Source organism: Chryseobacterium sp. MEBOG07 (assembly GCF_021869745.1).
Classification (GTDB): Bacteria; Bacteroidota; Bacteroidia; order Flavobacteriales; family Weeksellaceae; genus Chryseobacterium; species Chryseobacterium viscerum.
On record NZ_CP084579.1, the window covers coordinates 1741755 to 1762860 of the forward strand.

Below are 21106 nucleotides of genomic sequence, written 5' to 3' on the forward strand. Positions count from 1 at the left end.
GATTTTGATCTCCTGTTTTCACATATATCACAACTGAAGACGTGAAAATTCCCTTCTCTGGAGGGGTGGCAAAAATTCAAAGAATTTTTGACGGGGGTGGTTAAAAGTTTTATCACTTAAATTAAACGATGACGACACAAGAATTTATAGGAAAAGAAAATTTCAGCATTCATACACAAACGGTTTCAGAAAGCTGTCCGTCCAATATTGCCCTGATTAAATACTGGGGAAAATATGACAACCAGATTCCTGCCAATCCGAGTATCAGCTATACTCTAAACCACTGTAAAACCAATACTTCAATGGAGTTTATAGCGGATGAGCCCTTTTCAGTACAGACTTTTCTGGCTGGAAATGAAGAAGTGAAGTTTGCTGAAAAAATTGAGAAATATTTCAAAAATATAGAACAATACCTTCCTTGGATTTTAAAAGGAAGATATAGTATCAGAACAGAAAATACATTTCCACATAGCTCAGGGATTGCGAGCTCAGCTTCGGGATTTGGAGCGATTGCACAATGTCTGATGGTATTGGATGCTTCATTTACAGGAAAAATTTCTGAAGAAGAATCTTTGAGAAAAGCTTCATTTTTAGCAAGACTTGGAAGTGGAAGTGCATGCCGAAGTTTATACAACGGACTTGTTGTCTGGGGAAAAACTGATGAGGTAGAAGGTAGTTCTGATCTATTTGGAGTACAATATCCGGATACGGAAATTCATGAAGTATTTAAAAACTTTAATGACTGGGTTTTGTTAATTCATGAAGGACAAAAAAGTGTTTCGTCAACGGTAGGACACGGTTTGATGAATACCAATCCTTACTCAGAAAGGAGATTCCAGGAAGCAAGGGAAAACTTTGTTCCCATGAAAGAAATCCTGAAAATTGGGGATATGAACCGTTTTATCAAATTGGTAGAGCATGAAGCACTTACACTGCATGCGATGATGATGATGAGTGACCCAGCTTTTATCCTAATGAAAACAGGAACCCTGGAAGTCATCAACAAAATCTGGGATTTTAGAAGAGAAACCGGACTTTCATTATTTTTTACTCTGGATGCAGGAGCCAATGTTCACCTTCTGTTTCCAAGCAATGATTCTGAAGAAAAGATCAAAGCATTTATTGAAGCTGAATTATTACAGCATACGCAGAAGAATGGGGTAGTGAAGGATGTGATGAAGTTTTAAAAAAATAATATTCAAAAAAGTGGGCTTTAGTCCACTTTTTTTATACTTAATCTTCAGTAACTATAGCTTCCCGGTCGCCGTTTTCCTGCTTTCCTTCTTCTATCATCATTTCGGCTTCTGCTTTTTCTTCAGAAGTTGCTGTTTCTACCAGCTCCTCCTGTTCATCATTATGATGGTCAATGAAAAACTCGCAGTATACCGGAAGATGGTCTGAACCAAAATTCTCCAATGTCTTCAGCTGTTTAATAAAAATATCTTCACTGTGAAACATCAGATCGATAGGAAACCTTAAAAGACGGTATTTTGCATGAAAGGTAGAAACGAAAGAATGCCCGATTCGCGGATCTATCAGATGACTTGTTTTTCTGAAAAGTACAGATGATCTTGACCAGGCAACGTTATTGAAATCTCCTACTACAATGACTGGTTTTTTGATATCCTTTACACATTTGGCTGTGCTTAGAAGATCGCCATCTCTTTCCTTTGATGTTTCCTCTTCTGTAGGACTTGGCGGTGGTGGGTGAACTCCGAAGAAAACAAAAGAAAAGCCATCAGCTGTTTTCATATGTATTTCAATACTCGGAATATCATCTGCTACGAAATAATGAGTTATGGCTTCTTTAATTTCAATCCTGGAATAGAAATGCATACCGTAGGTGTTTTCAAGGGTCACCTTATGTTGGTAACCATATTCTTTTTCTAAAGGTCTCATTGCTTTTTCCCAGTCACCATTGCTTTCCATAGTCATGAAAAAGTCCGGGTTATACTTTTTAACAAGCTCAATGAATTTCTCATACTCTTTATTGAACTGATAGACATTGGCTGAAATGAAATGAAGCTTTTCAGAGGACTTGGTGTGCTGTTTATATTTTTTTACAGGATAAAGAGGGGTATATTTGATGAGTGTCTGGCTATGATAAACAAACAGCACAAGTAAAAATCCCTGATAATACCATACATATTCTATAGGATCAATGATAAGCCCTAATAGAAAAGTGAAAAAGATAAGATAAGTAACCTGTATCTTAGCAAATTCAGGAACCCGGAATATCCAGTGAGAATGCTGAATTTTTGGAAGGATAGTCAAGACCAGTAAAAGTATGGCCAGAACCAGATAAATAATCCACATATGAAAATTCTTTGGCTGAAATAATTTTTGGTACAATTTAAGGAAAATCAATTTTAGAATCCATTTATTAATTTAAATTTTGCTTACTTTTATTTATATAAATCATATTCTATGAATAAAATTATGGCACTGCTTCTGCTGATCAGTATTTCAGCTTTTGGTCAGCAAAATAAGGATATTGAAAAACCGATCCGTAACCTATTCCTTGGTATGAAAAATGCAGATTCTGAGCTGGTAAAATCTGCCTTTTCGGAGAATGCAGTTCTTCAGACTATTACCAAAGACGGTACTGTAAAAAGTGACAGCATACAGGATTTTATTGCTTCAGTTTCTAAATTTCCGAAAGGAGATCTGGATGAAAGAATTATCATAGAAGCCGTTCATACCGATGGAAATCTGGCAAGTGTGTTTACGCCTTATTCTTTTTATTTAAAAGGAAAGCTGTCTCATTGTGGAGCAAATAGTTTTCAGTTGGTGAAACAGAATAATGAATGGAAAATTCAATATGTTATTGATACGAGAAGAAAGGATAATTGTAAGGAAATTAAATAATAAAATTAAACAAGAAGTAGGAAATGAAAATTCATCATATTGCAATCATCTGTTCAGATTATGCCGTTTCAAAGAAATTTTATACAGAAATTTTAGATTTGAATATCATTAGGGAAGTTTACCGTGAAGAAAGACAATCTTATAAGCTTGATCTGGCCATAGGAGATCATTATGTCATAGAACTATTCTCTTTTCCTGATCCAGGTCAGCGTCCGTCACGTCCGGAAGCATGTGGTTTAAGACATCTTGCCTTCTCCGTTGACAATGTTACAGAAAAAAGAAATGAACTGATCGGGAAGGGTCTGAGCTGCGAAGAAATCCGCATAGACGAATTCACTGGAAAAGAATTTTTCTTTACTCAGGATCCGGACCAATTGCCGTTGGAGTTTTATGAAATGTAAAAATTAGTGGGCGTAGCCTGCAAAGAAACTCACTGCCATAATCGCTAAAACAATAGAAGAAATGACTACATATACGTAGTCTTTTTCTTTTAAATAGCCTATTAAAGCGAAAACAATCCTCATTAAAGGTGTAAAGATCAACAAAAGGATCCCCAGCTGAATAATAGCCATGCCTTCTCCTTTACACAGGGAATTCCAGAAATGACTCCATACTTTCTCTGAAGAAGTACCTACCACAAGGCTGGTATATTTTTCGGGCATTTTAAACCCTTCAAAAAATAACTTGATAAAACCAATCAGGGAGGTTGCCACAGACAGAATAACACCCAGTCTAAGAAGATTTCCTACGGAGCGGTTCAGATCTACATCTGTAAAATTCTTTTTCATTATCTGAAGCTTTTGTTGATACCGTTATACATCATATAAACTGAAAGAATGGTTATAACAATGGCAAAAAATACTTTTAATTTTTTGGTCTTTGATACCATCAGCGTTTTTGAACCGATAAAACTTCCGATTACAACCCCAATCAAAACCGGAGCTACAATGACAGGAATAATTTCTCCTCTCTGGAAATAGATCAGTGCACTGGCTACAGCCGTTACTCCAATCATGAAGTTACTGGTGGTGGTAGAAACTTTGAAAGGCAGTTTCATCATATTGTCCATTGCCAATACTTTCAACGCACCGGAACCTATTCCTAAAAGTCCGGACATGGCACCTGCGAACATCATCATCAAAAATCCTGGAACTGTATTTCTTGCTGAATAGCTTTTTAATACTCCTTTATCTGGGAATGTTCCGTACAACTTCAGTTTTTCTTCCAGACTTCCTTTGATCAGAGGTTCCTGGTGATCAGGCTTCCCTTTAAGATTCAAAATAACCGTAAGAAGAAGGATACTTGCGAAAATAATTCCGATGGTATTCGGATTAAGCATTCCTGAAACCAGAGCACCCGCAATAGCACCCGCTGTGGTGGCTATTTCGAGAAACATACCGATTCTCATATTGGTAAAACCTTCTTTGACGAAAGCTACAGCCGCACCGGAAGAGGTACCAATCACCGAGATGAGTGAAGCACCGATAGCATAATGCATTGGAACGCCAAAGCCCAGCGTTAATAAAGGAATGATAATGACTCCTCCTCCTAAACCCGTAAGTGAACCTAAAAGACCAGCGGAAATTGCGCCAAGGAAGAGTATGATGATTTCTGACATACTACAAATAATGGTACAAATATAAAATTATTGTAGTAGTCTGCCAAACATTTGAAAAAGATAAATTTAACGTATTTTTGCATGCATGAAAAACAGAATGAAATTATTTTATGTAATCCTTGGGGCTACCCCTAAGGGAAGAAACATTGAGCAGCACGATGTTTTCTTCGGAATAGCAGAGAATCTTAGAGATCTTGTTCCTGATATGAAGGAGTTTTGGAAGGAAGCAGAAGGAAAAATTCATGTGGACTGTCATCAGGAAGTAAAATTCGCTGACGGATATGAGGTGGAGATTGTAGAAAAAGGAGAAAATTCTTCCGAAGATCAACTGTTTTTTCTCAATCTGGGAGGGTATAAGCCTGGCTTTTTTGAAGAATTTCATGAGCAGCACCTGATGGTGGGGCTGTCTATGGGAGAAATTGTAAAAAGAGCAAGAGGTACTGAGTTTTATCAGACCATGGGATTTGAAGGAGCGGTAAGTCATATTGATGATAAACATGGAGTAGACATTGATGATATCTTCAATGTGAGTGATATTCTTCCAGTACATATGAAAGAAAAATATTCTATCATTCTTAAAAAGTCTGATGCAGAAAACCAGGAGAATCCAATGGGGCTTGGCTATTTAAAAATCGATAAAATTCAATAAGAATAAATCTAATAAAAATAAAAAATGAAAATAGGAATTCTGGGTGGCGGACAGCTGGGAAGAATGTTGATACAAAGTGCACTGAAGTATGATGATGAGTTTTATACTCTGGATCCGGCGTCTGATGCACCATGTCATAATATCTCGTATTTTACACAGGGAAATTTTAATGACTATGAAACGGTTCTGAACTTCGGAAAAGATAAAGATGTCGTAACTATTGAAATAGAACACGTAAATGCCGAAGCATTGGCAGAACTTGAAAAGCAAGGAATAAGAGTGGTTCCTAATGCCAATATCATCAAAACAATTCAGCAAAAAATCCTTCAGAAAGAATTTTATAAAACTCATGATATCCCAAGCCCTGAATTTCAGGTGGTATGGAACAGTGATGAGAAAATTATCATGCCGTTGCCGTTTGTTCAGAAAATGAATACAGGAGGTTATGACGGGAAAGGAGTACAGGTGATCAAAACAGAAGAAGATTATCAGCATATATGGACAGAAGCTTCAGTAATTGAAAGTCTGGTTGATATTGATAAGGAACTCTCTGTTATTGTGGCGAGAAATGAAAAAGGAGAAACCAATATTTTCCCGCTAACGGAAATGGTTGCCGATCCAAAACTGAATCTTTTGGACTTCAATGTATGTCCGGTTCTTCTGACAGAAGATGTTCAGGGGCAGATTGATTCTATCACCGAGAAATTCTTAAATGCAGTAAATTCTCCGGGGCTATTCGCCATCGAATTATTTCTTGATAAAGAAGGAAAAGTATGGGTGAATGAGACGGCTCCACGACTTCACAATTCAGGACACCAAAGCCAGGAAGGAAATACCAATTCACAGTTTGAGCAAATGTACCGTGTGGTAAAAAACTTACCTTTAGCAGATACCGATGCCATCACTTACAGCGGAATGCTGAATCTGGTAGGAGCAGAAGGATACGAAGGAAAAGTAGTTTATGAAGGAATGGAAGATGTCCTTAAGTTACCTGAAACTTATATCCATTTATACGGAAAAACAGAAACCAAACCGGGAAGGAAAATGGGACACATCAACGTCCTTGCAGATTCCAGAGAAGAGCTGATGGAAAGGCTTGTACAGGTGAAAGGAATGGTGAGAGTGATTGCTGAGTAATATCAGTTTAAAATAAATAAAAGGGAGCTGTTTTATATTTAAAAACAGCTCCCTTTTATTTTGTTATATCATTTTTCAATAGGAACGGGCTTTAGCCCGTTTACAAATGAGTATAGATTTAATTGGCTTTAGCCAAAACTTAATTTTAGGTTTCGGCTAAAGCCAAATGTATGCATGTTGTTTATATCGGGCTAAAGCCCGATCCTATTGATGACTCAATTGTCTGATAATGTAAGAAAAGTGATTATTCGCTCATACATAACCTCCATCATCCCTCTTCCAGCTTCCATTCTTTTACTTAAAAATCTTCTGAATCACATTTCCGATCTCCACAAAATCTCCATGATTTCCTACAGAACGTATTTCCGGACTGTTTTTATCATATTCTGAGAAAGGGAATATCAAAAGATAATTATTATCATTCAGGTTTCTGTTCAGAAGTTCCGGAATCATTCTCATTCTCGGAATATAGGACTTCATACCACGTTTTGCCATCAGAATAATCAATGCTTCATCATCTTTCAGCTGAGCAGCGGTTCTTTCTCCGTCCTGCCATGTGTTCATAATAATGAATTCTGCTTCTATATTGGCTTTTTTAATAATTTTCTGTAGAATATCAATAATGTTTTCAGGGGCATAAAAAATAACCGTAGCTCCTGAATTTCTGGCAATATTCCAGACTCTCAGCAGGGCATGGAAGAATCCTGCTTCCTGATGGGCATTTTCAGGAATCATCACTGCATATTTTTTTATGGTGGAAAGTGGTTGTGCTGCATGATAGACTAGTACATTCACATCATCATTCTGCAGATAACCGTTGTAAAGATTATAGACAAAAGATGGAGAGAATCCCTTTTCACCTTCCAATCCTATGATGAGGTCTGTAATTTTCTGTTCTTTAATAACATTGTTGACCCCATTGATCACATCATTGTCGTATCTTTTTAAGGCTTGTAATTTAACATCTGCGGCGGCGGCGGCATCTGCTGCCTGGTGAAGAAGCTTTTCTGCATTTTTTACTGAAGATTCATTTTTATCTTCATTAATGACATTTAAAGCAAACAGATCTTCTGTATTAGAGTGGGCTTTGATTAGGATTCCAAGGTTCACCATTCTTTCAACAGTTGCTTCGTGATTGATGGCCAATAGAATATTCTCTTCCTCATGAGTATTCCCGGAAACAGTATCCTCATTGTCTGTTTCCGCAATTTTCTGAGCACTAGCCATAGAAATGAAAGAGGAGATGGTACACGAAATAAGAATCAATAAAATACTTCCGTTCAGGACATGTTCATTCAGTAATCTTATCGGTTCTCCCGTTTCAGTTTCGGAAAGGATGATATTATAACCTACCATTACTGTGGCTAGCGTTGCAGCAGCTGAAGCAGAACTTAATCCGAAAATAAGTCTTCCTTCCTCTTTAGTAAATTTGAAGGTTTTTTGAGTGATGACTGCAGATATATATTTACCACCAATAGAGGCGACGAGCATAATGGCGGCTACTTTTATGGTCTCAAAACTTTTGAAAAATACAGTAAAGTCAATCAACATTCCGACACTGATCAAAAAGAAAGGAATAAATATGGCATTCCCCACAAATTCTACCCTGTTCATCAAAGAAGAAGTATGTGGAATTAATCTGTTTAAGGCCAACCCCGCAAAGAAAGCTCCAATAATGGCTTCTACACCGGCAAGTTCAGCGAGCATAGCTGCCAGATAAATCATCACCAATACAAAAATGTACTGTGAAATTTTATCATCTACTTTTTTGAAAAACCAGCGTCCTATAATGGGAAATACGATCAAAACAATCAATGCAAAAAGAATAAAGGAAACCGATAGTTTAACCCAAAACGAGGTGCCTACATCTCCTTGTACCATTCCGACCACTACAGCTAAAACCAGCAATGTAGCAATATCTGTGATCATTGTTCCTCCCACAGTGATATTGACCGCCCGATTTTTAGCAATTCCCAGTTTACTGATCAGCGGATAAGTGATCAGGGTCTGAGAAGAAAATAGACTGGCGAACAAGACAGAAGTTAATGTTGAAAACCCTAGCAGGTAATATCCTCCAACATATCCTAAAATAAAAGGAAAGATAAAAGCATAGCCTCCGTATCCTAAGCTTTTCCATTTGTTTTTTTTGAAATCTCCCATGTCAATTTCCAGCCCTGCCAGAAACATGATGTAAAGCAATCCGGTTGTTCCCGTCACAACAATACTGCTGTCTCTGGATAATACATTGAATCCGTTGGGACCAATGATGGCGCCGGCAATGATAAGTCCTAATAGGTGAGGGACTTTAATTTTATTAAGCAGCAGGGGCGCTGCAAGGATAATGATCAGTACCAATAGGAACTTCAGTACCGGATCTTCTATAGGAAGACTCAGGTTGTGTATACTCAGTAAAATCATAAGTGTTTATTTTGTGGAACGTACTAATTCAACAGAGAACTTGGCAGTACAGCCATCAGAAGTGATGCTTCTTGTACCCTTGATCTTGTTGTCTGAAATATCATTAAGAAGAACGCTCATTTCTACATTCTTTTTAGCTGTAGAATCTGTTTTGAAAGACAATCTGATCTCATTATTTTCAAATTTGCCTGTATACAGCCTTACCAGATTATTGTTATTGATGATTTTGGTAATAGGCTGGGTAGAATCGTTATCGAATTCCCAGATATCGGTACGCTGGTCACCCACAGCATATTCACTGCAATTGGATTCTGTACAGATTACCTTTCCGTTCCAGGGACCGGAAATCTCTGTAGGCCATGTCGCGATAACTACAGAATCTTTTTTTGTATAAATACTGTCTCTCATTTTCAGGAGCGACTGATATTCAGACTCTTTCTTGGCAAATACTTTTTCTTTCTCTAATAATTGTTTTTCCCTGTCTGTCAGGTTCTTCTCTTTCTCTTTATAGTCGCAGCTTATCAAAAGAAAAGATGCGGCCAGAAATAAAAAAAATGTGTTTTTCAGCATATTGTATAAGTTGAGTATACAATATAGGAAAAATGAAGGGAATATGAAAATGCCCCGATTATGCCCTTTAGTATTCTAAAGGAATAAAAACAAGTCCTGAGACGTCGTAACCTTGTATATTGGTCTTCCAGGCAGGGGATGTTTTTATGATATCAGTAAGTTGCTTTTTTATTGTATCCGGAACATTCAATTTTTTTATTTCTACAAAAGATGGGGCACCCTTTGAATCTATATCTAAAACAAGAACAGAATTTCCTTTCTCTTTTTCTTGTACTTCTTTTGCAGGACAGGATACACGTTTTTTTCAACCCATTGATACAATGCTGCATCACCACCTTCGAATTCAGGGTGTGGAGGCTTATTATCTTTAAATTTTGGTGGAAGGTCTTTAGGATAAGAGCTCAGGTTTGAATTTTCTTTCACTAATGTAAGCACTCCTTTTTTATTAGGACTATATATTCTATGGTTCATTTTTTCTGTGGTAAGATCAATATCCACAAAATGAATTTCTGTATTGTTTATTCTGTAAATGCCTCTATGAGTTTCTTCTCCTGATGTTTTTTTAACAAGAGCATTTTCCCTGATGGTATCTCCTTTATTGGGAATCAGATAGATTTCCTGATCAGTGGTCTGGTCTTTCTTGCTTTCGATATAGATTTTATAATCAAAGCTTTTCAGTTTGATATCTTCTCTGGGCTCTGTTTTTTGAGAAAAATACAAGGCAGGAAGAAGTAAAACGTAAATGATGGATAATTTTTGCTTCATGGTGATAATAGTTGTGTCTAAACAAATGTAAAGAAATTTTGAAACTTACCTATAAATTTTAATTATCTTCAATACATAGAAATATATAAAGCAAATGAAAAAGGGACTACTTATATTTTTGTTTTCGGCCAATCTTTTTGCTGCGCAGCAAGAGATTTCTGCACAAAATTTACCGTCTATACCTTTATGGACGAAAATCCCTGATGGACCAGGGCCGGGTGGTGAAAGTATCATTTCTGCCAAAGGTTCCATTACCCATATCAGTACCCCAAAACTTATTATTCATCAGCCTGGAAACCCTAATGGAATTGCAGTTTTAGTTATCAGTGGCGGCGGATATGCCCACATTGAATCAGGATCAGAAGGCTATCCTGCAGGAGAATGGCTGAAATCCCTGGGAATTACAGCTTTTGAACTTCAATATAGGCTTCCCTCAGAAGGCTGGGCAACAAAATCAGTTCCTTTTCAGGATGCACAGCGTGCTTTACGAATCATTAGAAAGAATGCTGGAAAATATAAAATAGATCCCAATAAAATAGGAGTGCTCGGATTTTCTGCGGGTGGCCATCTTGCCGGATATATTTCTTCTACATTCGATACATCTTATTATCCACCTCAGGATGACACCGATTTGATTGCTGCTAAGCCCAATTTTACAGCAATGATCTATCCGGTAGTATCGATGCTGCCACCCAACAATACTACCCATTCCTATAAATCTTTATTAGGAAAAAATGCTGATACACAGGATCATATCAGACTTTCGGTTGAAAAGCAGGTGAATGCTCAGACTCCCATCACTTTCCTTGCCCAATCAGAAGATGATCCTATTTCTCCCGTAGAAAACAGTATTCTGATGTACCAGGCTTTGAAAAATAATAAGGTGCCTGCTGAGCTGCATTTGTTTCAATCAGGAGGCCATGGTTGGGGCTTGGGTAAAAAAGGAACTAATACCGGTGAGTGGACGGATCTGTTTTTAAAATGGTTGAAAGTAAACGGAATTTATAGCAGGACAGAGTAGGTCTTCAGGAATTTAAATATGTTTTTTGAAATGTGATATTAATTATTTAACCGCTTTTTAAATAAGTGTTTGTGGTAATATCTGAAGGGTTTAATATTTAAGTAAACCTTTAGCAACGGGCATTAATTTTTAAAATTAAGGTGTCTTTTGTGGTTGGGAAAACTCTCTTTTCGTTATTATGCTTTCTGCCTTTTGAACATTTCCGGTTTGTAATTGATAATAAAAACACCAAAAATGATCATTACAGCAGCAAGGATGAATTTAAATGTCACTTTCTCATCCATAATCAGCCAGCCTAAAAATATGGCAATAATGGTATTGATATACGCCAGAATAGAAACCTGTACCGGCGAAATTTTCGTTAATGCATAATGAAATGCAAAAAAGGCAGCTACAGAACCAAAAACAGAAAGGTATATCATCGCAGAAATACTTTTTGCAGTCCAGTTTCCAAAGTTGTAATTATCAGAAAACAGGAATGCCAGAATGATCTGAACGATTCCGGCAAACAGGAATTGGTAAAACAGATTCAATGTTATATTTCCGCTCTGGATATTTAATTTTTTGGTGAAAATGGTTCCGGAAGCCCAACCTGCGATAGCACAGAAAAGGAAAATCATTCCCATTCTGTAATCCGGATTGGCGAGATCTTGAAGTCCATCCCAGAAAATAAAAAGGATGCCGCTGAAACATAATATGATGCCACTAAGAGCACGCAGACTGAACTTTTGTAATCCTACAGCCACACTTCCCAGAAACACCAGGATAGGTGAGCAGGCACTGATCAACGAAGCAAGACTGCTTGATACGGTTTCTTCAGCCACCGTGGTCATCCCATTAGCAATCACCAGCATCAGAGAAGCAAAAATAATCTGATATCCTAAACTTTTCCAGCCGATCCATTTGAATTCCTTTCTCGAAAGAAGAACAATAAGCATAATGATAGAAGCCAGAAACTGACGGATTCCGGCAACAAACCATGCGGGAATTGTTTCCACAGCAACACGGATGGCTAAAAAAGTCGTTCCCCAGACAATGGCAACGGTAAGAACAGCAAAAATAAGTTTATAATCTTTCAACGTAAATCAAAGTGTAACAAGCAAATTTAGCGGTTTTAAAATGATTTTGATGGATACAGTTGCTTTGATTTTTGCTGGTACAGATGCTGGTTTGCAGGATAGAATTTACAGCAGTTAAGAAACCGTAATGACTATTTTTCCGCTTGCTTTTCTGTTTTCAAGGAATTCATAGGCTGTTTCTATTTGATCTAAAGTATAGGATTGATCATGGAGCTGAACCTTCAATTTTCCAGTTTCAAAAAGTTGGGAAGCCGCTTTTAAAATATCACCGTGATGCTTTTTTCCCTCTCCACTCAATAACGGATATAGGGTAAATACTCCTGAATAGGTAGCATTACGAAAAGATAGAGGAGCCAGATTATGATCTCCCCAGCCCAAAATACTTACTACATGCCCTGTATATTTTTTTACGGCTAAGAAAGAATCATCCAGCACGCTATTTCCTATTGTATCTACTATAGCATCAAATCCAATTCCGGCAGTATATTCATTCACATACTGATCAACAGGCATGGTAGTGTAATCTATGGGAGTAGCACCATAATTTTTTACCCTCTCAAAATGATCCGGGCTTACGGTAGTATATACTTTGGGTCCCATGGCTGCTGCGATCTGAACAGCCATATGACCAACACCACCGGCTCCTCCGTGAATTAATATGGTTTGACCGGGTTGTATATTAATTTTATCAATTAATGCTTCCCATGCTGTAATGAATATCAGAGGGACAGCAGCAGCTTCCTGAAATGAGATGTTTTTAGGTTTTAAACTAATGTGTTCCGCATCAGCCGTAATATATTCTGCTAAAGTTCCCTGATGGCCGCCAACTCCACCAACCATTCCAAATACTTCATCTCCTTTCTTCAACCCTTCTACATTTTTCCCTGTTTCTATTACAATTCCTGACATGTCAATGCCTGGTACAGCCGGAAGAGTAACCTTGGCGTGAGCTGCCTGCCCATTTTTTATTTTAAGGTCTAAAGGATTCAATCCTGCTGATTTGATTTGAATAAGAACCTCATGATCTTTCGGGGTAGGCTTATCTATTTCTCTTAATACAAAAGGTTTTTCAAATTGTTCTGATACCAATGCCTGCATTTTTCTGTTATTGATTTGTGAATTCATTATTTTCTTTTTTCTTCTGCAAATTACTATGATTTAGTACATCAGTATGTTGTATTTTTACATGATAAAAGAGTATAATATTGTCATGAAAAAAGATTTTCTTCAGCAGCCGTTTGAACTTGTTTTGAAAGAACCAGCAGAGGTATGTCCGAGAGGAGATCACAGCGTCAGTTTTTTTGAACTTGTTTATATCGTTTCAGGGGAAGGGGAGCAGGAGATTAATGGGAATACGTTTTCTTACCATGAAGGAAACCTTTTTTTGCTTGTGCCGGAAGATTCCCACCGTTTCCTATTCAAAACAAAAACTCAGCTTTTTTTTATAAGATTCAATAAGATTTTTTTTCAGCTTCATGCGATGACTCCTGTATTTATGAAACAGCTGGAGAAGGTTTTTTCCAGTCATACGCTGCAGGGATCTGTTATTAAAGGAGAGGAGAACAACCTGGTGATCAAAAAAATGATGGAAAGCCTGATGATTGCCATGCAAAGTAAGAATTTCTATAATGATGAATTAGTCCGGCTTCTTGTACAGGCTGTTCTGACGATAGTGGCTCAGAATCTGGTCAAGGAAAATATATTGGAAGTCAGTGAAAGTACTGATCATAAGGCAGCAGATATTATTCAGTATGTTCAGGGGAATATTTATACTCCTAAAAAGCTGACGAGTGAAAACATCAGTACTGTGTTTGGTATCTCGAAAACGTATGTAGGCCGTTATTTTAAGAATAATACAGGAAAAACATTAAATGAATATTCTGCTCAGTACAAGATGAAGCTTATTGAAAACCGCCTGCGATACAGTGATATGCGGATCAGTGAAATAGTCAATGAGTTTGGATTTACCGATAAAAGCCACCTGAACAGGTTCTTTAAAAAAGTGAAAGGAATATCACCTTCTGTATTTAGAAACGAATAAAGTTGTTATTTTAAAAGAAGACATTTATCTTTGAACATCTAATAAAATTGAAGATGGTAGGAATTATTATGGGCAGTCAGAGTGATCTGCCAATCATGGAACAGGCTGCAAATTTTCTTAAAAGCCTTGATATCCCTTATGAATTAACAGTAGTTTCAGCACACAGAACTCCGGAAAGAATGTTCGACTATGCAAAAACAGCTAAGGAAAGAGGGCTGAAAGTAATTGTTGCAGGAGCTGGAGGAGCAGCCCATCTTCCGGGAATGGTGGCAAGCTGTACTACACTTCCGGTAATCGGAGTTCCTATTTTGTCCAGTAATTCTATAGACGGATGGGATTCTGTTTTATCTATCCTTCAGATGCCTGGCGGAATTCCTGTGGCAACAGTAGCTTTGAACGGAGCTTTAAATGCTGGGATTTTAGCGGCTAAAATTTTAGGAAGTGGTAATGAAGAAGTAGCTGCAAAACTTCAGAAATATCAGGATTCTTTAAAAGATAAAGTACTGGGAACAGTAGATGACATCAAAGCCCAGCATCCAAATCATTTTGACAAATAGTTGATCATTACACTCAAAATAAAAGCCTCACTGTACAGCGAGGCTTTTTTGTTTTTATTTTTTGATGAATTTTGAAGAGATTATTTTATCTTTCAGAATCAGCTGCAAAATATAGTTTCCTTTTGATAAAGACCCTACATTAATCATCTCATTATTAGGATTTCCCTCCTTTACGAGTCTTCCGCTTGCATCATAAATTTTATAACTTTTAATATCCTCTAATCCTTCAATGTGGATATCATCTACTGCGGGATTAGGATAGAGCAAAAGTTTTTTTCTGAGTTTTACGTCTGATGAAGCCAGTAAGCAGTTTCCTACCGTATCACCCGACATTGCCCAACCTTTATTGATAAGAATATTCTTTTTATCTGTTACATTGGAAGCATAGGTCAAAGGGGTTACATCATCTAAGTCAATGTTATTGGCAGTATTAGGATTGTCTGCCCATCCGGCCAGTGTTTTACTGAAGTTCTCACAATCTATTCCTGTCTCCGTGAACGCCTGCACACCATCATTAAGGGCGGCCAGATTCCAGTTGGCAAGTGATTGATTAAAACTCGGAGTCGTCTTGAGGAGCTGATCTATTCTGGTAACCTTGGTCATATCCCAATTTTCTAAAGGCTGATTAAAGGCTGTACAGCCATGGAGAGCATGAGCCATAATGGTAACCTTGGAAGTATTCCAACTGTTTAGGGATTGATTGAAAACAGGAATAAAATGAAACATATAACGAATATCTTCAAGACTTGAAGTATCCCAGTGATCCATAGGTTGATTGTAGCTGGAGCAAACAGCAAACATCCATTTCATATCAGTTACCTTCGAAACGTCCCAGTTATTCAATGTTTGGTTAAAGAGTCCTCTTCCTGCAAACATAAAGGAGAGATCAGTTGCTGATGACATGTTCCAACTATTAAAATAAGGTGGATTGAACTGATCAGGAAGTGAGTTTATGATGCTATCAAAGAGAATAGCAAACGCAAACCTAAAATTCTTAATTCTGGAAGTATCCCAATTTTGCATGGAGCTGGCACCGGTAAAGCTTTTTGTACCAAAAAACATATAAGAGGCATCTTCAACATTACTAAGATTGGGGGTGTCAGCAGCCGTGATCTGAATGAGTTTACATTGGCTGAAGGCACTGCCCATCGTTGTCCAGACAATGTTTCCCCATTGTTCTATTTCCAGAATTTTATCAGCACTTCCGTTGATCTGCCAGACCGGAAAAATTTGATTCGGAAGCTGAACCTCCTGTACATCTCCAAATTTTATGTGTTGAAAAATACCATTTCCGTTACTCACTCTTACTCTGTATTTTGCATCATTCTTCTCTGCGATTGATGTCCCAAAATCAATAAGAACCTGTTTGGTAGAGGTTACATTGGTAAGAGAACCATTGTGCTGGGGATATCCTACTTCCTCCCAATAAATGTCATAGTTTTCACCAATTCCGGGAAACCATATTTGTTCAGAACTTGCCTGATAGGGAGCACTTACATTGATAGGCTGCATCACAGTAGAAGCGGGCTTCCAGATGGTGATAAATTCATTCTGAGCTTTCACCATACATACCAGTAAAATAAAAAAGCTGGCCAATAATTTTTTAATACCATATAGAGGAGTTTATCGTTATTTCTTAATGAATTTTGAAGAAACTGTTTTTTCTTTCATAATAAGTTGTATCATATAATTTCCTTTGGGTAAAGAGCTTACGTCGATCATCTCATGATTAGGATTTCCTTCCTTTACCAATCTTCCACTTGCATCATAAATTTTATAATTCTTAATATCGCTTAAGCCTTCAATGTGAATATCATCCACTACAGGATTAGGATAAAGTAGAGGTTTTTTATTCAGCTTCAAATCTGATGAAGACAATAAACAGCTTCCCACGGCGTCACCTATTAATACCCAACCTTTATTGATGAGAATATCTCTTTTGTCTGACACATTTGACGCATATTTTATTCCTATTAAAGAACCTAGTGGAACATTGTTGGCCGTATTGGGATTGTCTGCCCATCCCAGAAGTGTTTTGCTGTAATTTTCACAATTAATGCCCGACATCGTAAAAGCACTGTTCCCATTAGTAAGAGAAGCTAAGTTCCAGTTTCCTAACGGCTGATTAAAACTTGAAGCACTGGTAAGAATCTGATCTATCCTGGTTACCTTAGTTGTATCCCAGTTTTCTAAAGGCTGATTAAAGGCCGTACAGCCATGAAAGATATGCGCCATATTAGTAACATTAGACGTATTCCAATTGAGGGGCTGATTGAAAACCGGAATCATATGAAACATAAAATGCATATCTTCAAGATTGGAAGTATCCCAATTGTCCAGACGCTGATTGAAACTTAGGCACTGGCCAAACATCCAGCTCATGTCAGTTACTTTGGAAACGTTCCAGCTATTGAGAGTTTGGTTAAAAACTTCTCTTCCTGCAAACATATAGCTGAAGTTCGTAGCCGAAGACATATTCCAGGTGTCAAAATAAGGAGGATTAAACTGATCTGTTAATGTGGATGGTGCAAGATCAAATAAAAGGGAAAACATAAAACTGAAATTTTTGATTCTCGAAGTATCCCAGTCTTGCATGGAAGGAGCACCGTTAAAGCTTTTAGTACCAAAAAACATGAAAGATGCATCATCCACATTATTAAGTTTCGGAGTATCTGTTGCTGTAAGCACCATAAGTTTGCATAGGCTGAAGGCACTGTTCATCGTAGTCCATGAGATATTACCCCATTGCTCTATTTCTAACAATTTATCAGCACTTCCGTTGACCTGCCATATAGGAATGAGTTGTTCAGGAGCAGAAAATAGTTGAGCAGACCCGAATTTTATTTGTTTGAAAGCTCCGCTGCCGTTAGTAACTTTTACTCTGTATTTTGCATCATCCTTATCTGCGATTGATGTCCCAAAATCAATAAAAACCTGTTTTGTAGAAGTTACATCGGTAAGGGTACCATTGTGCTGGGGATAACCTACTTCCTCCCAATAAATGTCATAATTTTCACCAATTCCGGGAAACCATATCTGCTCATTGGTAGCCTGATACGGGGCATCTACATTTAATGCCGGGAGTACAGTAGAGGCTGGCTTCCAGATGGTGATAAACTCATGCTGAGCTTTCACCATCAAAACCAATAAAAGGGAAATGAGTATTGGGATTTTTTTTAATATCATGTTGAATGTTTAAGATTATTTTTTGATGAATTTTAAATTCTGAATATTTTCTTTTGAATAAAGCTGTAAAATATAATTCCCAGAAGTTAATGATTGGATATTAATCTGTTCGTTCACTACATTTCCATGTAAAACAATTCTTCCGCTTAGATCAATAATCTTAAAGTCTTTTGCATTGGAGTTTTTCACATAGATAATATCTGCAGCAGGGTTGGGATACAGACTGATTTCACCTTTTATCTTTAGATCGGAAGTTCCAAGCAAGGATTGGCATTCTCCGTTATAAGTATCTCCACTAATGGTCCAGCCCTTACTGTTGATTAAATAATTTCTGGCCGTTACCGCCGCATTATGAGAATAGGTAAGAGGTGAAACTGAAGACAAATTGATATTATCAGGAATTGAAGGATTCTGGCTCCAGCCATAAAGAGTGCTGTCATAATTCTGGCAGTTCAGTGCAGAGTTTTTAAACATATTGGAAGCATAAATCAAAGAACTCAGATCCCAGCTTCCTAAATTTTGGTTAAAGACAATTGCATTATTGAACATGTTGTTTGTGCTTTTTACTAAAGCCACATTCCATTTTCCTATATCCTGATTGAATTTTTTGGCTCCGTTGAACATATCCTGCATCCATTCTACTTTTCTTGTATCCCAGTGAGAAATATTACTGTTGAAGTTCTCTGCATTACTAAACATGCTATGCATAAATTTCACATTTTGGGTGTCCCAGTTGCTGATATCCTGGTCAAAAGCCCTTGCATTCAAAAACATATTATTCATTTCTATAATCTGCGAGGTATTCCAGTTTCCAATTGGTTGATTGAATTTTGAAGCATTTGAAAACATGAATTCAGCATCAAGATTATTAGACATATCCCAACTTCCAATAGGTTGGTTAAACTCTTTAGCCATACTAAACATTGCTGTAGTGGCAGTTACTTTAGAGGTATCCCAGTTGTCTAATGGCTGGTTGAAAAGCTTTGCTACGTTGAACGTTACTCCCATCATAGTCACATTGGAAGTGTTCCAATTTCCAACCGGCTGATTAAAGACAAAACATCCTGCAAACGTTCCCAGCAAAGTAGTTACATTAGCAGTATTCCAGTTGTTGATACTAGGGTTTCCAACTAAATCAGAACATCCTGAAAACATATAAGACATATCCGTTACCATCTTCAGATCGGGAATGTCAGTTGCGGTGAAATCTAAAATTTTGCACGCCTGGAACGCCTGTTCCATAGAAGACCACTGAATAGTTCCCCATTGTTCTACCAATAGTATTTTATGAACATCTCCTACAATTGCGTCATAATTTAGCATATCCCAGTCTGCAAATCTTATTTGATGAAAATTTCCGTTTCCGTTACTTACCTTTATCCGATAAGTAGCATCTGATGGATTGGGATTTTGTGGGGCTCCGAAATCGATCAAGGTCTGATAGGCAGAAGTCACATTCGTTAAAGTAGCATTGTGAGAAGGATAGCCTATCTCTTCCCAATAGATCTGGTAATTGGTTCCTCTTCCGGGAAACCAGATCTGATTATTGTTTGAGTTTACAGGAATTCCTGTATAAGCATTGGGAGGAGGGGGCAGGCTGGGCTTCCACACCGTAATGAATTCATGTTGCGCTTTTGCCATGAATATGAGCAAAAGGAAAATGAGCATCGGAATTTTTTTTAAAATCATGATTAAAATTTTATAGTGATTGGTTTTACGGTTATTTTTTAATGAATGGGAAGGAATGAATTTTATTCTTGGTAACTACCTGTAGGATGTAATTTCCCGGAGATATAGACCTGACAGGAATTTCATCATTTTCTAGGCGGTCTTTGGCAACAGTTCTTCCGCTCATATCCGTGATGATATAGCGTACTGCATTCGGAATGTTTTTCAGGTGAATATTATCTTTTGCAGGGTTGGGATAAATGAAAGTTTTATTGCTGATCTCCATTTCAGAAGTTGAAAGGGTTTGATTACATAGCGCATTATAAACATCCCCTGATATAGTCCAGCCTTTAGAATTGATCAAATAATTTCTTGCGGTAACTGCATCCGGATGAGAATACACTATTGGAGAAACACTAGATAGAGTAATATTATTAGGTGTTGATGAATTCTGACCCCATCCAAAAAGCGTTTTGTCATAATTCAGACAGCTCATAGCAGAATTGAGAAACATATCATTAGCAGTTACCAGCGAGCTGAGGTCCCATTTTCCCAGATTTTGATTAAAAGCTGTATGGTGGAACATTTCGTTCATATTGGTAACACTGGATATATTCCAGTTTTGAATATCCTGGTTGAAATTCTTAGCCTCATGAAACATATGCTCCATGGTGGTCACTTTCGATGTGTTCCATTCGCCGAGAGGTTTATTGAATGCTGTATTATCAAACATAAACGACATATCTGTGACATTGGCCGTATTCCAGCTTCCTACCGGTTGATTGAACAGATCAGTATCACCAAACATATAATACATATCTGTAATGGTAGAAGTATCCCACGTATTGAAAGAAGGATTGCCTACCAATGCTGAACATATATAAAACATCTGACGCATACTGGTTGCCATGCTCAGGTCAGGAGCATCAGTTGCTGTCACGTCCATAAAGTTGCAGAATACAAAAGCGTTGTCAAAGCTTTTCCATTTTATATTTCCCCATTGAGCAATTTGGGTAATTTTTGTTCGGTCTGCCGCATTGTAAGCAGGGACTATTGTATTGTCGAAAAACCTTATCTGATCAAAGCTTCCATTTCCGTTGCTGATTTTGATTTTATAGCTGGCTTGGGATGATTGGGGATTTAAAGGAGTGCCTAGATTGATGATGAATTCCTTGGTAGAGGTTACATTACTCATCGTTCCATTGTGTTGTGGATATCCGACCTCTTCCCAGGAAACCTGAAAATTGGTTCCTCTTCCCGGAAATTTAATTTGTTGTGTGTTCTGGGTTTTCCAGATGGTGATAAATTCATTTTGCGCTTTTGCCGTGAATATTGACAAAAGAAAAATGAGCATTGGGATTTTTTTTAAAATCATGCTTATTGTTTTATGGTATTAGTTTTTCATGGGAAAAATAGAAATAAAGAATATTTTTAACTATATCTCTATTTTATTCGATATAAATATAATAAAAATTTAAAATATTTATGATGTTTTTCGTATTTGTTTCGAATTTTGTTTATTCTGATAA

Annotated in this window: 20 protein-coding genes; 8 read left to right on the forward strand and 12 right to left on the reverse strand. The window is 37.3% G+C overall.

The genetic code is table 11. From position 1 onward, the window contains the following. Positions 1-128 precede the first annotated feature (128 nt). Complete coding sequence (locus tag LF886_RS08005; protein ID WP_236853632.1) at positions 129-1187, forward strand: diphosphomevalonate/mevalonate 3,5-bisphosphate decarboxylase family protein; 1059 nt, start codon at positions 129-131, stop codon at positions 1185-1187. A 46-nt stretch (positions 1188-1233) separates the two neighbouring features. Here the strand turns inward: LF886_RS08005 and LF886_RS08010 are convergent, their stop codons facing one another. Continuing rightward, positions 1234-2316 carry an endonuclease/exonuclease/phosphatase family protein gene (locus tag LF886_RS08010; RefSeq protein ID WP_236853633.1) on the reverse strand — a complete coding sequence of 361 codons (1083 nt, stop codon included), beginning with the start codon at positions 2314-2316 and terminating at the stop codon, positions 1234-1236. Between the two features lie 111 nt (positions 2317-2427). On the opposite strand from LF886_RS08010, the gene LF886_RS08015 reads away from it, so the two are divergent. Together LF886_RS08015 and LF886_RS08020 are read left to right on the forward strand one after the other, a co-directional pair. After that, positions 2428-2868 (forward strand): nuclear transport factor 2 family protein, encoded by a 441-nt coding sequence (locus LF886_RS08015; RefSeq protein WP_236853634.1) that lies wholly within the window; start codon positions 2428-2430, stop codon positions 2866-2868. A 23-nt stretch (positions 2869-2891) separates the two neighbouring features. Further along, positions 2892-3269, forward strand: a complete 378-nt coding sequence (locus tag LF886_RS08020; RefSeq protein WP_124533836.1) for a VOC family protein — start codon at positions 2892-2894, stop codon at positions 3267-3269. A gap of 3 nt (positions 3270-3272) precedes the next feature. Here LF886_RS08020 and LF886_RS08025 read toward each other — a convergent pair whose 3' ends face one another. Together LF886_RS08025 and LF886_RS08030 are read right to left on the reverse strand one after the other, a co-directional pair. Then, entirely contained in the window at positions 3273-3656 is a 384-nt protein-coding gene (locus LF886_RS08025) for a DUF1634 domain-containing protein (protein WP_109737959.1), read from the reverse strand. Next, the gene (locus tag LF886_RS08030; RefSeq protein WP_103232576.1) at positions 3656-4486 is read right to left on the reverse strand and encodes a sulfite exporter TauE/SafE family protein; all 831 of its coding nucleotides are present in this window, start codon (positions 4484-4486) and stop codon (positions 3656-3658) included. Before LF886_RS08030 ends, LF886_RS08025 begins: the two co-directional genes overlap by 1 nt. A gap of 97 nt (positions 4487-4583) precedes the next feature. Between LF886_RS08030 and LF886_RS08035 the strand changes: the two genes are divergently transcribed. Together LF886_RS08035 and LF886_RS08040 are read left to right on the forward strand one after the other, a co-directional pair. Then, positions 4584-5135 carry a DUF1543 domain-containing protein gene (locus LF886_RS08035; protein ID WP_236853635.1) on the forward strand — a complete coding sequence of 184 codons (552 nt, stop codon included), beginning with the start codon at positions 4584-4586 and terminating at the stop codon, positions 5133-5135. 24 nt (positions 5136-5159) lie between these two features. Beyond that, a complete protein-coding gene (locus LF886_RS08040) occupies positions 5160-6272 on the forward strand; it encodes a 5-(carboxyamino)imidazole ribonucleotide synthase (RefSeq protein WP_236853636.1) in 1113 nt (370 codons plus the stop codon). Between the two features lie 294 nt (positions 6273-6566). Here the strand turns inward: LF886_RS08040 and LF886_RS08045 are convergent, their stop codons facing one another. The 3 genes from LF886_RS08045 to LF886_RS08055 form a co-directional block, all read right to left on the reverse strand. Continuing rightward, positions 6567-8690, reverse strand: a complete 2124-nt coding sequence (locus tag LF886_RS08045) for a cation:proton antiporter (RefSeq protein WP_236853637.1) — start codon at positions 8688-8690, stop codon at positions 6567-6569. Positions 8691-8696: 6 nt separating this feature from the next. After that, on the reverse strand, positions 8697-9260 hold the full coding sequence (locus tag LF886_RS08050; protein WP_236853638.1) for a hypothetical protein: 564 nt from the start codon (positions 9258-9260) through the stop codon (positions 8697-8699). A gap of 234 nt (positions 9261-9494) precedes the next feature. Beyond that, the gene (locus tag LF886_RS08055) at positions 9495-10025 is read right to left on the reverse strand and encodes a hypothetical protein (protein ID WP_236853639.1); all 531 of its coding nucleotides are present in this window, start codon (positions 10023-10025) and stop codon (positions 9495-9497) included. A gap of 94 nt (positions 10026-10119) precedes the next feature. Here LF886_RS08055 and LF886_RS08060 point away from each other — a divergent pair, with 94 nt between their 5' ends. Continuing rightward, positions 10120-11046 carry an alpha/beta hydrolase gene (locus tag LF886_RS08060; RefSeq protein ID WP_236853640.1) on the forward strand — a complete coding sequence of 309 codons (927 nt, stop codon included), beginning with the start codon at positions 10120-10122 and terminating at the stop codon, positions 11044-11046. 176 nt (positions 11047-11222) lie between these two features. On the opposite strand, the gene LF886_RS08065 is transcribed toward LF886_RS08060, so the two are convergent. Further along, positions 11223-12125: a DMT family transporter gene (locus tag LF886_RS08065; protein WP_236853641.1), complete on the reverse strand. Its 903-nt coding sequence runs from the start codon at positions 12123-12125 to the stop codon at positions 11223-11225. A gap of 114 nt (positions 12126-12239) precedes the next feature. Next, a complete protein-coding gene (locus LF886_RS08070) occupies positions 12240-13250 on the reverse strand; it encodes a zinc-dependent alcohol dehydrogenase family protein (protein ID WP_236853642.1) in 1011 nt (336 codons plus the stop codon). Positions 13251-13335: 85 nt separating this feature from the next. On the opposite strand from LF886_RS08070, the gene LF886_RS08075 reads away from it, so the two are divergent. Both LF886_RS08075 and purE read left to right on the forward strand, forming a co-directional pair. Continuing rightward, complete coding sequence (locus tag LF886_RS08075) at positions 13336-14166, forward strand: AraC family transcriptional regulator (protein ID WP_236853643.1); 831 nt, start codon at positions 13336-13338, stop codon at positions 14164-14166. 53 nt (positions 14167-14219) lie between these two features. Next, positions 14220-14723: a 5-(carboxyamino)imidazole ribonucleotide mutase gene (gene purE, locus LF886_RS08080; RefSeq protein ID WP_103232583.1), complete on the forward strand. Its 504-nt coding sequence runs from the start codon at positions 14220-14222 to the stop codon at positions 14721-14723. 54 nt (positions 14724-14777) lie between these two features. On the opposite strand, the gene LF886_RS08085 is transcribed toward purE, so the two are convergent. From LF886_RS08085 to LF886_RS08100, 4 genes are read right to left on the reverse strand one after another with little or no spacing between them, the layout of a single operon-like run. Continuing rightward, entirely contained in the window at positions 14778-16319 is a 1542-nt protein-coding gene (locus tag LF886_RS08085; RefSeq protein WP_236853644.1) for a BspA family leucine-rich repeat surface protein, read from the reverse strand. 33 nt (positions 16320-16352) lie between these two features. Continuing rightward, positions 16353-17909: a BspA family leucine-rich repeat surface protein gene (locus LF886_RS08090; protein WP_236853645.1), complete on the reverse strand. Its 1557-nt coding sequence runs from the start codon at positions 17907-17909 to the stop codon at positions 16353-16355. Between the two features lie 15 nt (positions 17910-17924). Continuing rightward, positions 17925-19598, reverse strand: a complete 1674-nt coding sequence (locus LF886_RS08095; protein ID WP_236853646.1) for a BspA family leucine-rich repeat surface protein — start codon at positions 19596-19598, stop codon at positions 17925-17927. 31 nt (positions 19599-19629) lie between these two features. Then, positions 19630-20931, reverse strand: a complete 1302-nt coding sequence (locus tag LF886_RS08100; protein ID WP_236853647.1) for a BspA family leucine-rich repeat surface protein — start codon at positions 20929-20931, stop codon at positions 19630-19632. Positions 20932-21106 lie beyond the last annotated feature (175 nt).